The organism is Microbacterium meiriae (assembly GCF_032364335.1).
Lineage (GTDB): Bacteria > Actinomycetota > Actinomycetes > Actinomycetales > Microbacteriaceae > Microbacterium > Microbacterium meiriae.
On sequence record NZ_CP133984.1, the window covers coordinates 734,727 to 746,347 of the forward strand.

An 11,621-nucleotide genomic window follows, 5' to 3' on the forward strand; every position below is an offset into this window, starting at 1 on the left:
CCGGGGCGCCGCCGCCGGCATCCCCCCATGACCTCTCCTCTCCTCACCTCGACACCGCGATCGTCCGCACGGCTGTTCGATCCGAAGCTGCTCATCGGCGTCCTCGTCGTGGCGGTGCTCCTGGCGATCTCGCTCTTCACGGGCGTGTACGACATCGCCGGCGCGGACGACGGCGCGCAGATGTTCCAGATCACCCGCGTCCCCCGGACGATCGCGCTCGTGCTCGCCGGCGCGGCGATGGCGATGGCCGGTCTCGTGATGCAGCTTCTCACCCAGAACCGCTTCGTCGAGCCGACCACCACCGGGACCACCGAGTGGGCGGGACTCGGGCTCCTCACCGTCATGGTGCTCGTACCGCAGCCGTCCCTGCCGCTGCGTATGGCCGGCGCCGTGCTCGCCGCCTTCGTCGGCACGATGGTGTTCTTCGCGTTCCTCCGCCGGGTGGCGTTGAAGTCGTCGCTCATCGTGCCCATCGTCGGCATCATGCTGGGCGCCGTGGTCGGCGCGATCACGACCTACTTCGCCCTCGTCACGAACTCCCTGCAGATCATCGGTGTCTGGTTCGCGGGCAGCTTCACCTCGGTCATGCGCGGACAGTACGAGATGCTGTGGATCGTCGCGATCATCGGCGTCATCGTCTTCCTCGTGGCCGACCGACTGACCATCGCAGGGCTGGGGGAGGAGATCGCCACCAACGTCGGGGTGAACTACAACCGGATGATCCTGCTCGGCACCGCGCTGATCGCGGTGACGACCGGTGTGGTCACCGTCGTCGTCGGCAACCTGCCCTTCCTGGGGCTGATCGTTCCGAACATCGTCTCGATGGTCCGTGGCGACGACCTGCGCAGCAACCTGCCGTGGGTGTGCCTGCTCGGCATCGCGATCGTCACCGTCTGCGACATCATCGGCCGGACGATCATCATGCCGTTCGAGGTGCCGGTGTCGCTGATCCTCGGTGTCGTCGGCGCCGTCGTGTTCGTGCTCCTCCTCCTGCGGCAGCGTCGTCGTGGCTGAGGCGACGATGACGGCGACGACGGCCCCGCGGACGCCGCGCTCGGCCGGGGCGTTCACGACCGTGCGGGCGCGTCGCCGCTACATCGTCGTGCTCGTGGTGCTCGGCGTGCTCGCCCTCGGTTCCGCGTTCGGTCTCCTCGCCTGGGACAACCCGCTGCCCGTCGGCACGCCCGGGTTCTGGCGCATCGCCCAGCACCGCGCGACCGCCGTGGTCGTGATGGCGCTCGTCGCCGTCGCCCAGGCCGTCGCCACGGTCAGCTTCCAGACGGTCACGAACAACCGGATCATCACTCCCTCGATCATGGGCTTCGAGTCGCTGTACCGTGTCGTCCAGACGACGACCGTGTACCTCTTCGGCGTCGCGGGGCTGGTGGCGATCCAGGGCGTCGGCCAGTTCGCCCTCCAGGTGCTCATCATGGTCGCGCTCGCCGTCCTCCTCTACGGGTGGCTCCTGTCCGGGCGCTACGGCAACCTCCAGATCATGCTGCTCGTGGGCATCGTGATCGGGGGCGGCCTCGGGGCGATCGCCACATTCATGCAGCGGCTGCTCACCCCCAGCGAGTTCGATGTGCTCGCCGCCCGGCTGTTCGGCAACGTCTCCAACGCCGATCCCTCGTATCTCCCGCTCGCGATCCCGCTCGTGATCGCGGCCTCGACCCTCCTGTGGCTGCGGTCCCGGCGTCTGAACGTGCTCGCGCTCGGCCCCGATGCCGCACGATCGCTCGGCCTCGACCACCGGCGGGAGCAGTTCCTCGTCCTGACCCTCGTCGCCGTGCTGATGGCCACCTCCACAGCCCTCGTGGGGCCGACGACCTTCCTCGGCTTCCTCGTGGCGACGCTCGCGTACCAGTTCGCCGACACGCACGACCATCGGCTGATCTTCCCGGTCGCCGTCCTCACCGCGTTCTCGATCCTGGCGGGGGCGTACTTCGTCATGAAGAACGTCTTCTACGCGCAGGGCATGGTCTCGATCCTCATCGAGATCGTGGGTGGCACCGTGTTCCTCATCGTCATCCTCCGAAAGGGCAGACTGTGATCGCACTCGACGGCGTCCGCCGTGACTACAGCAGCGAGGTCGCGATCGGCCCCGTCGACCTCCGCATCCCCACCGGCGGGATCACCGCCCTCATCGGGCCGAACGGTGCGGGCAAGTCGACGCTCCTGACCATGATCGGCCGGCTGAACGGGATGGACGCCGGGGCCATCGAGATCGCGGGCCTCGACGTCGCCTCCACGAAGTCGAAGGACCTGGCCAAGGTGGTCTCGATCCTCCGCCAGGAGAACCACTTCGTGACCAGGCTCACCGTGCGGCAGCTCGTGGGTTTCGGCCGCTTCCCGCACTCCCAGGGCCGGTTGACGAGAGCCGACGAGGAGGTCATCAGCCAGGCGATCGACTTCCTCGATCTGGGGGCGCTCGAGGGGCGCTACCTCGACGAGCTCTCCGGCGGGCAGCGGCAGCGGGCTTACGTGGCCATGGTGCTCGCGCAGGACACGGAGTTCGTGCTGCTCGACGAGCCCCTCAACAACCTCGACATGCGGCACGCCGTGCAGATGATGAAGCACCTGCGGCGCGCGGCGGAGGAGCTCGGGCGGACGATCGTCATCGTGTTGCACGACATCAACTTCGCCGGACACTACGCCGACCACATCTGCGCCATGAAGGACGGTCGGGTGGTGGAGTTCGGCCCGCCGGCGGCGATCATGACGGACGACGTGCTGAGCCGCGTGTTCGACACCCCCGTGCAGGTCGTGGACGGACCCTCGGGCCCCCTCGCCGTCTATTACTGACGCGGGCCGGCGATCCGAGGGGCCCGGAGGTCGTCGTTCTCCACGATCACCGCGGCGTGCCGCTCCGGGTCGTCCTCTCGCAGGTACATCCGCTGACCCTCGACGTAGCGTCGGTTGCTCGCCGCCTCCGGGGCCGGATCCGAGCCGTCGCGTCGTGCCATGCGCGCGGCGGAGACGGCGAAGTCCACACGGAGGAAGACCGAGAAGTCCCACACCGCACGGAGCTCCCGCCGATGCAGGAAGATCCCGTCGACGACGATCACCGACGGCGCGGCGAGATGGCGTACCGGCCCATCGAGCAGTTCGTCGCTGTCGAGGTCATGTGACGCCGTGAGATACGGTCCATGGCCGGCCCGGAGTGGGGCGATCACATGGCGATCGAAGGCCGCGTAGTCGTAGGAGTCGAGGAAGAAGCCCTGCGGGGAATGCCGGCCTCGCCGATGGCGCTCCGTTCTGCGCCGGTGGAACCCGTCGATGGAGATCCGCACCGTGGGGTGCCGCGGCGCGAGGAGTTCGGCGATCTCGTCGGCGAACACCGTCTTCCCCGAGCCGTCCACGCCGTCGATGCCGACGAACACGTTGCGGCGGAGATCCTCCGGCCGCGGAATCACCGACACCACGGCCGTGAGCACGGCCCGACGGCCGGCGCTGGACTGCCGCTCCATGGCGTCAGAGCTCGACGCCGTGGTCCTCGTCGTTCACGCCCGCGTTGTGACCGCGGCGGGACTCGTAGCCGAGGAACCAGCCGAACCACACGATCGCGGCGAGCAGCACGCCCAGCCACACGTTCTGGAAGATGAGGCCGAGGACGACACCGGCGATCAGCAGGCCGACCGTGACGAAGATGCGCAGGGCGGTACGGGACATGCGCTCAGCATACGTCGGTCGCTCCGGGAACGGGCCGGTCAGCGTCGGCGGTGGTCTTCCGGGGCGAGCCGGGGTCCGCGCCGCGCCTCGCCGACGCCGCTCGCGAAGATGAGTCGTATGACGCGCTGCCGGTGACCGGCCCAGGGAGCGAGCAGTTCGACCATGCCGGCGTCATCCGTGCGGTGCCCCGTCAGGGCATGCCCGACCTCGTGCGCCAGATGGTAGTCGCCCACGCTGACGGCATCGGGGTCGCCCAGGGCGCGGATGCGCGTCTCCGCAGCGGTCCAGACGCCGACTCCGGGCAGGCTCGTGAGGACGCGGTCACGGTCAGGGCCGGTCGTGGCCGCTCGGACGGCATCGGCGATGCGGTCGCCGCGCTCCGCCGCCCGCACGATGGTCTTCGACTGCGGCGGCTCCACTCCGGCGCGGTGCCACGCCCAGGACGGGATGCGTCGCCACTGCGCCGCCGTGGGAGCGACGGCCATCGGTCGCGGCGTCGGCCCCGGCGCCGGGTCGCCGAAGCGCGACACGAGGTATCGCCAGGCGCCGAAGGCCTGCATGGAGGTGACCTTCTGCTCCAGGATGCCGCAGGCGAGGGCATCGAAGACCTCATCCGTGCGTGCGAGCCGGATGCCGGGGTGTCGTCGGGCCGCCTCGGCGATGAGGGGGTGCAGGGAGGGATCGAAGCCGGTCGGGTCGTCGCCGGCACCGCACAGTGCCGGCACGAGGGCGAGTGCGTGCTCGGCGCCCGGACCCCAGGCGGTCGCCGTGACCTCGTTCCCCGACATCCGCAGGGCCAACGTCGACGGACCCTGTGGCGTGCGGACCGCGCGCCAGATGACGGGGCCGTCGAAGACCGTCGTCGGATCGGTGCCGCCGCGGCGCAGCATGCCGACGGTACGCCGGAGATCGAGCGGGTGCGGCGGGCGGTACGTCGTCTCCCGCGGAGCATCCGCGCGGACGGCGCCCGCCGTCGCGGGGGCGGCGGCGAGGGTCATGCGCCCACCCTACGCGCGGCTCCTGACACCGGCCTCCGGGTCGAGCAGGAGCGGGTCAGAAGCGGTCCGGCGACGGGGTTCCGTGGCCGTAACGGATGACGACGTCGGCGTGACGGTCGAAGCGGTAGCCGATGCCGCGCACGGTACGGACGATGTCCTCGTAGCGGCCGAGCTTCGCCCGCAGCCGGCGCACGTGCACGTCGATCGTGCGCTCGCCAGGGGTCTCGTCGTCCTGGGCCTGCCAGAGGGCGGCGACGAGCTCGCTGCGCTCGATCGTGCGGCCCTCGCGGAGGACGAGGTACTGCAGCAGCTCGAACTCCTTGTAGGTGAAGGCGGCGGACTCGCCGTCGATGAGCACGCGCTTGCGGGAGATGTCGACGGTGACGCCGGACTCCTCGGGCGTGGTCTCCTCCTCGGCGGCGGCCTTGGTGCGGGCGATCGCGCCGGGCTCCTGCAGGGCGAGACGCACGACGTCGAGGTCGCGGCCGCCGGAGCCGTGCGGGGCGAGGGCGACGGTGGCGTGGGTCTCGGCGCCGGGCGCGAGCTCGGCAAGCGTGCGGCGGAGGGCGTCGACGAGCAGCGGAAGGCTCACACCGGCTTCGGCGGCCTTGATCTCGTCCAGGCCGACGTAGAGGGCGAAGCCGCGGGGCGAGCGGACGGCGGGGAGGTCGGCGCCGGCCGGGGCCAGCGGAGCCGACGACTCGGCGGGTCGGACGGTGCGGTTCGGGGCGGTGACGGCGGGACGCTCGAGAAGGGCGGAGTTCGACATGATGATGGGTCCTCAGGACGTGAGCCCGACGGGAGGGGGCTCGGATGCGTTGCACGAATGACCGGCGGAGCCGGGGAAGCGAGCACGGGTGTGTGCTCGGGACACTGCTCTCGCAGATGGCGAGGAGTCAGGTCAGACGAGGTGGCTGTTCGTTCAGCGACACATTCGGCAACACATGTCAACGCGACCGGGCATCATCATCCCGGCAGTCCCGTTCGCCTCCTGGGCGGACAAAGGGCGTGCGTTGATGGTCATGGGGGGATTATGTCCGATCGTGACGGGACATGTCAAAACGCCCGGGCGCGTCGCAAGAGGCGTAACGTGACACGGATGACGATCTCGCACACCGTCGGCGGCTTCATCCTGACCGACGAGAAGGACGCATCGCGGTACACCCTCACGCGCGACGGGAAGCTCGTCAGCGTGCTCGACTACCGGGACGACGGCCACACCGTCGCGCTCACCCGGGCCTACACGGTCCCGGCATTCCGCGGAAACGGATACGCCGGGAAGGTGGTCGAGGGGGCCGTGGCCGACATCGCGGAGCGCGGCGACCGCAAGGTGGACGCCGTCTGCTGGTACGTGGCGGAGTGGTTCACAGCCCACCCCGAGCAGTCCGGACTCCTCCGCTCACGCTGACGCTCCGGCTGTATGACGAACTGTTACGGCCGCCGCCTGCGAGGATGAGGACATGAGACTCGCCGAAGCCCTGGCCGCCCGCGCCGACCTGCAGCGCCGCATCGAGCAGCTGCGGGCGCGCATCGTCGCGAACGCCCGGTACCAGGAGGGTGAGGAGCCTGCGGAGGACGCGGCGGCGTTGATCGAGGAGGCCGATGACGCACTGACTCGGCTGCAGAGCCTCATCCGCCGCATCAACGTCACGAACTCCCGCCTCGACCTCGGCGCGGACGGCACGATGACCGACGCGCTCGCCGCGCGGGACGTGCTGCGCCTGCGCCACTCGGTGCTCGCCGACGCGGCGGCCGCCGCGTCCGGGGCGAGCGAGCAGTACCTGCGTCAGATGCGCTCGGAGCTGAGGCAGGTGTCGGCGCTGCCGGTCGCCGCGCTCCGGGCCCGGGCGGACGCCGTCGCCCAGGAGCTCCGTGCGCTCGACAACCGGATCCAGCAGGCGAACTGGTCGCACGACCTCGAGGAGGAGAGCGGAAGTCGGTAGTCGCGACGGAGCGGGCACAACCCTCAGCCGGCGGGGCAAGCCGGCACCTGTGGGCGGAGGGCAGCCCTGATCTCGCATCGCGCAGCCCCGCACGTCGCACAGGTGAAGATGCACGGTGCATCTCGCATCACCACGTGCCGGTCGTCGCGACGAGGGTGGGTCAGGGGACCTTCCGCCTTCTCCTCGGCCGTCGGGAGACGGCGGTCCCGGCACGCCTCGGACGGAATGTCCGAGGGGCTTCGTACCGTGGGGGTATGCGGATCCTGCACACCTCGGACTGGCACATCGGCCGGACGTTCCATGGCAACTCGACCATGGACGCGCTGGCCGAGGTGCTCACCGCCCTGACCGCGCAGGTCAGGGAGCACGAGGTCGACGTCGTGATCGTCGCGGGCGACGTGTTCGACTCCGCCACGCCCTCGGCCGCCGCCTATACGCTGCTCGGAGACGCCCTCGTCGATCTGCATGAGACGGGTGCACGGGTGGTCGTCACCAGCGGGAACCACGATTCCGCCGCGCGGCTGGGGTTCCAGGCCCGGCTGCTGCGCGACGGCATCCACGTGCTCACCGACCCCCTCGCGGTCGGTACCCCCGTCACGATCGACGACGCTCACGGTCCGGTGCATTTCTTCGGGATCCCGTATCTGGAGCCCGCGATCGTCCGCCAGCACTGGCCGGAGGGCGACGCCGAGGGACGGCAGCTGCGCACGCAGGCGCAGACCATGACGCACGCGATGACCCTCGTCCGCGCGGGCATGCAGGAGCACGCGGGTCGGTCGATCGCGATCGCCCACTGCTTCGCCGCGGGGGTGGAGCCGACGGAGGGTCTGGAGCGCGAGGTGCGACAGGGCGGCCTCGACGTCGTGCCGCTCCGGGCGTTCGACGGCCCCGACTACGTCGCACTGGGTCATATCCACGGTCGTCAGCAGGTCAGCGAGCGGGTGCGATACGCCGGCGCTCCGCTGCACTACAGCTTCGGCGAGCAGCACAAGCCGCGCGGCTCCTGGCTCGTCGACCTCGATGCCGACGGGCTCGCGGGCGTCGAGTGGCTGGAGCTGCCGGTTCCGCGGCGCCTGGTCACCCTGACCGGCGCCTTCGAGGAGATCCTCTCCGCAGAGAACATCGCCGCGCACGCCGACGCCTGGGTGTGCGCCGTCTACACCGACGCCGTACCGCAGACCGAACCCATGCGACGGCTGCGCGAGGCGTACCCGCACTGCGCCATGGTGCAGCATCAGCCCGCGACGGTCGGGGAGGAGCGTGAGCGGTCGTACGGCGAGCGGCTGCGCTCCGCGGTGACCGACGCCGACCGGATCGAGGCGTTCCTCGAGCATGTGCGGGCGGGCCAGGGAGCGACCGAGGTCGAACGCGAGCTGATCCGCGAGGTGCTCGACGACCGGGTCCGCGCGGAAGCCCTCGTCTAGTGCGGCTGCATCGGCTGGAGGTCGAGGGTTTCGGGCCGTTCCGCGCGCGTCAGACCGTGGACTTCGACGCCTTCGCCGACGACGGGATCTTCCTCATCGCCGGCCGCACCGGAGCGGGGAAGTCGAGCATCCTGGACGCGGTCTGCTTCGGGCTGTACGGCGGGGTGCCGCGGTACGACGGCGGGGAGAAGAGGCTCCGCAGCGATCACAGCGAACCGGACGATCCCTCCGAGGTGGTCGTCGAGTTCAGCACGCCGTCCGGTCGCTACCGGGTCACGCGTTCGCCCGAGTACCTCCGGCCGGCTCGGCGCGGCGGAGGCCTGACCAAGCAGGCGGCGGCGGTCTCCTTGGAGGAGCTCACGGACGACGGCTGGGTGGGTCGCGCGGCGCGGGCGGTCGACGTGGCGCACGAGCTCGATGACATCCTCCAGCTCAGCCGCGAGCAGTTCCTGCAGGTGATCCTCCTCGCGCAGAACCGCTTCTCGGAGTTCCTCCTGGCGGGCAGCCGGGACCGGCAGGCGCTGCTGCGCCGGCTCTTCGGCACCGAGCGTTTCGAAGACGTGCAGGCGCGGTTCGACGAGCGGCGGCGCCACGCTGAGCAGGGGCTCGGCGCGCGCCTGGCCACCGTCTCCGCGCGGCTGGACGAAGCGGAGCGCCTGGTGGCGGATGCCGATCTCGGGCGGGACGGCGGTGGCGACGAGGGCGGCATCGCGTCGGAGGTGCAGGGCGCTGGCACCACGACCGCCGATCGCCTGGCGGAGCTCGAACGGGCGCAGGCGCGCGCTGCGTATCGGGCGGAACGGCGCGCCGCCGATCGCCTGGAGGCGGAGAAGCGGTTCGAGGTCGCCGATGCTGCTCTGGCTGCGGCGCGCGAGGATCAACGCGCGCAGAAGGAGCGAGACCGTGCCCGCGCGGCGATGGCCCGTCTGGATGCCGAGGAAGCGGCGGTCGCCGCGGCGAAGGCGGAGCTCGCCAGGGCGCGGGCAGCCGAGGTGCTCCGTTCCTCGATCGCCGCGGCCACACGCGCGGCGGCGGCAGCGGACGAGGCGGCCGCCACGGAGGAACGGGCACGCGCGGCCTGGGCCCGGCTCGGCGTCGAGACCGACGACCTCGACGCGTGGATCGCGGAACGGACGCGTGAGTCCGGGATCTGGGAGCGCGCCGTCACGCTGGAGGCACAGGCGCCGTCCCGCGCCACCGAGCGCGGGACGGCGGAAGCGGCTGTCGTCGCCGCCGAGCGCCGGTGCGAGGACGGGCAGGCGGAGCGCGCTGCCCTCCCCGGGCGGATCGCGGCCGCAACCCTGGAACGGGACGACGCCCGTCGACTCGCCGACCGCATCGCGGAATGGGAGAGCGTGCGCATCGCCGCGGCCGTTCGCCGCGAAGCCGCGGTAGAGGCGGAGACCCTGCAACAGGAGTGCACCTCCGCCGAGCGGGTCCTCGCCGAGGCGACGTCTGCACAGGCCGCCGCACAGTCGGCTCTCGCTGACCTGCGGCAGCGCCGGATCGACGGCATGGCGGGGGAGCTGGCCTCCGCCCTCGTCGACGATCACCCCTGCCCGGTGTGCGGTGCGCGAGAGCACCCGGCCCCGGCAGACCACGGCGCGACGGTCTCCGCGGAGGACATCGCGGCCGCGGAGGTCCGGAGGGACGAGGCGGCGCGGCGCGAGCAGCAGGCGGCGTCGACCTGCACGACGTTACAGGTCCGACTCGCCGCGGCCACGGCGCGCGCGGACGGACGGGACGTCGAGACGGCGGGAGCCGAGCTCGATGCCGCCCTTGCCGCGGAGAAGGAAGCCCTCGCCGCCGCCGAGACCGCGCGGCGACGCGATGTCGTCCTCGCCGAGCTCCGTGAGCAGCAGGACGCCCTGGAGCTCCGCCGTGTCCAGGATGAGGCGGCCCTGGCCGCAGCCCGCGAGCAGCTGGCTCTGGTGGTCCAGCGAGACGATGACGCCCGCAGGGCGATCGACGAGGCGCGAGGGAGCTACGCGTCGGTCGCCGAGCGGACGGCGGAGACGACCGCCCACCTCGCCGTGGCCCGACGCCTCCTGGACGCCGAGGCCGAACGTGCGCGGAGACAGCAGGCGGCGACGGAGGCGGCCGCCGAGAGGGACGCGGCACTCGATGCCTCCGAGTTCTCCGACGTCACGGCCGTCGTGGAGGCGTTGCGCCCGCCGGCGGTGCAGGCGGAGCTCGATGAGCGGGTGACGACGCACGCGGTGCAGCGGGAGAAGGAGCGTGCACTTCTCTTCGACCTCGAACTGCGGACCCTGCCGGAGGAGCCGATCGACCTCGCGCCGATCGAGCAGGCGGCGCTCGATGCGAGGGCGGCGTGGACCGCCGCCGTCGACGAGGCCACGAGGACGGCGGGCGACGCTGCGCGGCTGACCGGCCTCATCGACGCCGCGAAGGACGAGCACGCCCGCACGGCAGAGGACGCGGCGGCGTTCGAGGTGCTCCAGGCCCTCGCCGACACCATCGCCGGACGCGGAGCGAACACACGCAAGATGACGCTGGAGACCTTCGTGCTGGCGGCAGAGCTCGAAGAGATCGTCGACGCCGCGAACCGCCGCCTCCACGACATGTCGGAAGGACGCTACCGGCTGCAGCACTCCGATGCCCTGGCGGCACGCGGTGCCGCGTCCGGACTGGGCATCGTGGTCGCCGACGCGTTCACCGGGCAGACCCGCCCGCCACAGTCGCTGTCCGGCGGCGAGACGTTCCTCACGTCCCTGGCGCTCGCCCTCGGGCTGGCCGAGGTCGTGACGGCCCGCGCCGGCGGCATCCGCCTGGACACGCTCTTCATCGATGAGGGATTCGGCTCGCTCGACGGCGACACACTCGACGTCGCGATGCGCACGCTCGACGAACTCCGGCAGGGCGGGCGCACGGTCGGGGTCATCAGCCACGTCGAGGCCATGCAGGAACAGATCCCGGCTCAGCTCACCGTCCGCGCGCTGCCGAACGGGCCGAGCGTCATCGAGATGCGCTGAGCTCAGACCCCGTATTCGGCGCGGATGACTTCGCGCAGCTCGATGCTGCATCGGGCGATGGCCTCGCGGAAGTCGGCCAGGGCGCCGTCCTCGGCTTGGTCGGAGACGGCGCGGAAGGCGCGGATGGGCACGCCGAACTGCCCCGCGACCCAGATGTACGCGTAGGTCTCCATGTCCACCAGTGCGGCGCCCATCGGCCGGATCACCGCCGTGACCTCGGCGTCGTTCACGAAGTGGTCACCCGTGGCGATCACGACGCCCTCGCGGCCCGTGGTCACCTGCGGCGGAAGCGAGACGTGCCGTCCGACGACGCCGTCGAGATCGATCACGTCGTGCTGCACCGCCGTCGCGATCTCGTGCACCGCGTACGGACGCCCCTTCTCGATGGAGCCCGCGGTGCCGACGACGACGACCTCGTCGTAGGTCTTCGCGTCGAGGGCCCGGGTCAGCGCGTACGTCGCCGGCAGCTTGCCCGGGCCGGTGACCAGACGGTCGAAGCCGTCGAGCTCCTCGGGGAAGGCGGACAGTTCGGACGCGAGGGCGGCGACGAGGAGCTTCACCGCTTCAGTCTCTCAGGTCGCGGCTGGATACCGC

The 11,621-nt window shown here is 71.3% G+C and carries 12 protein-coding genes; 7 read left to right on the forward strand and 5 right to left on the reverse strand.

Features of this window, described 5'->3' with window-relative positions; genetic code table 11:
• Positions 1 to 27 precede the first annotated feature (27 nt).
• From RI211_RS03435 to RI211_RS03445, 3 genes are read left to right on the forward strand one after another with little or no spacing between them, the layout of a single operon-like run.
• Positions 28 to 1,014, forward strand: a complete 987-nt coding sequence (locus RI211_RS03435) for an ABC transporter permease (protein ID WP_187663294.1) — start codon at positions 28 to 30, stop codon at positions 1,012 to 1,014.
• 7 nt (positions 1,015 to 1,021) lie between these two features.
• Positions 1,022 to 2,050: an iron chelate uptake ABC transporter family permease subunit gene (locus tag RI211_RS03440; RefSeq protein WP_315637513.1), complete on the forward strand. Its 1,029-nt coding sequence runs from the start codon at positions 1,022 to 1,024 to the stop codon at positions 2,048 to 2,050.
• Positions 2,047 to 2,802, forward strand: a complete 756-nt coding sequence (locus tag RI211_RS03445) for an iron ABC transporter ATP-binding protein (protein WP_187663295.1) — start codon at positions 2,047 to 2,049, stop codon at positions 2,800 to 2,802. Before RI211_RS03440 ends, RI211_RS03445 begins: the two co-directional genes overlap by 4 nt.
• On the opposite strand, the gene RI211_RS03450 is transcribed toward RI211_RS03445, so the two are convergent.
• Genes RI211_RS03450 through RI211_RS03465 form a run of 4 tightly spaced genes read right to left on the reverse strand, consistent with a single transcriptional unit; the run spans position 2,796 to position 5,436 of the window.
• Entirely contained in the window at positions 2,796 to 3,467 is a 672-nt protein-coding gene (locus RI211_RS03450; RefSeq protein ID WP_315637232.1) for a nucleoside/nucleotide kinase family protein, read from the reverse strand. The two genes, RI211_RS03445 and RI211_RS03450, sit on opposite strands and share 7 nt — an antisense overlap.
• 4 nt (positions 3,468 to 3,471) lie before the next feature.
• Positions 3,472 to 3,669, reverse strand: a complete 198-nt coding sequence (locus RI211_RS03455; RefSeq protein ID WP_025104487.1) for a hypothetical protein — start codon at positions 3,667 to 3,669, stop codon at positions 3,472 to 3,474.
• Between the two features lie 38 nt (positions 3,670 to 3,707).
• On the reverse strand, positions 3,708 to 4,667 hold the full coding sequence (locus RI211_RS03460; protein WP_315637234.1) for a DNA-3-methyladenine glycosylase family protein: 960 nt from the start codon (positions 4,665 to 4,667) through the stop codon (positions 3,708 to 3,710).
• A gap of 55 nt (positions 4,668 to 4,722) precedes the next feature.
• Entirely contained in the window at positions 4,723 to 5,436 is a 714-nt protein-coding gene (locus RI211_RS03465; protein WP_060921402.1) for a winged helix-turn-helix domain-containing protein, read from the reverse strand.
• Positions 5,437 to 5,766: 330 nt separating this feature from the next.
• On the opposite strand from RI211_RS03465, the gene RI211_RS03470 reads away from it, so the two are divergent.
• The 4 genes from RI211_RS03470 (at position 5,767) to RI211_RS03485 (ending at position 11,027) form a co-directional block, all read left to right on the forward strand.
• A complete protein-coding gene (locus RI211_RS03470) occupies positions 5,767 to 6,075 on the forward strand; it encodes a GNAT family N-acetyltransferase (RefSeq protein ID WP_187663299.1) in 309 nt (102 codons plus the stop codon).
• A gap of 52 nt (positions 6,076 to 6,127) precedes the next feature.
• A complete protein-coding gene (locus tag RI211_RS03475) occupies positions 6,128 to 6,610 on the forward strand; it encodes a DIP1984 family protein (protein ID WP_187663300.1) in 483 nt (160 codons plus the stop codon).
• A gap of 254 nt (positions 6,611 to 6,864) precedes the next feature.
• Positions 6,865 to 8,034, forward strand: a complete 1,170-nt coding sequence (locus tag RI211_RS03480) for an exonuclease SbcCD subunit D (protein WP_259953451.1) — start codon at positions 6,865 to 6,867, stop codon at positions 8,032 to 8,034.
• The gene (locus RI211_RS03485; RefSeq protein WP_315637235.1) at positions 8,034 to 11,027 is read left to right on the forward strand and encodes an AAA family ATPase; all 2,994 of its coding nucleotides are present in this window, start codon (positions 8,034 to 8,036) and stop codon (positions 11,025 to 11,027) included. Before RI211_RS03480 ends, RI211_RS03485 begins: the two co-directional genes overlap by 1 nt.
• Positions 11,028 to 11,029: 2 nt before the next feature.
• Here the strand turns inward: RI211_RS03485 and RI211_RS03490 are convergent, their stop codons facing one another.
• A complete protein-coding gene (locus tag RI211_RS03490; RefSeq protein WP_315637236.1) occupies positions 11,030 to 11,587 on the reverse strand; it encodes a phosphorylase family protein in 558 nt (185 codons plus the stop codon).
• Positions 11,588 to 11,621: the final 34 nt, after the last annotated feature.

What these genes read in the sequence shown, in the direction of transcription:
- RI211_RS03440 (WP_315637513.1), top strand. Translation starts at nt 1,022, where the DNA reads ATGACGGCGACGACGGCCCCGCGGACGCCGCGCTCGGCCGGGGCGTTC.
- RI211_RS03475 (WP_187663300.1), top strand. Translation starts at nt 6,128, where the DNA reads ATGAGACTCGCCGAAGCCCTGGCCGCCCGCGCCGACCTGCAGCGCCGC.
- RI211_RS03480 (WP_259953451.1), top strand. Translation starts at nt 6,865, where the DNA reads ATGCGGATCCTGCACACCTCGGACTGGCACATCGGCCGGACGTTCCAT.
- RI211_RS03435 (WP_187663294.1), top strand. Translation starts at nt 28, where the DNA reads ATGACCTCTCCTCTCCTCACCTCGACACCGCGATCGTCCGCACGGCTG.
- RI211_RS03455 (WP_025104487.1), bottom strand. Translation starts at nt 3,669, where the DNA reads ATGTCCCGTACCGCCCTGCGCATCTTCGTCACGGTCGGCCTGCTGATC.
- RI211_RS03470 (WP_187663299.1), top strand. Translation starts at nt 5,767, where the DNA reads ATGACGATCTCGCACACCGTCGGCGGCTTCATCCTGACCGACGAGAAG.
- RI211_RS03465 (WP_060921402.1), bottom strand. Translation starts at nt 5,436, where the DNA reads ATGTCGAACTCCGCCCTTCTCGAGCGTCCCGCCGTCACCGCCCCGAAC.
- RI211_RS03450 (WP_315637232.1), bottom strand. Translation starts at nt 3,467, where the DNA reads ATGGAGCGGCAGTCCAGCGCCGGCCGTCGGGCCGTGCTCACGGCCGTG.
- RI211_RS03460 (WP_315637234.1), bottom strand. Translation starts at nt 4,667, where the DNA reads ATGACCCTCGCCGCCGCCCCCGCGACGGCGGGCGCCGTCCGCGCGGAT.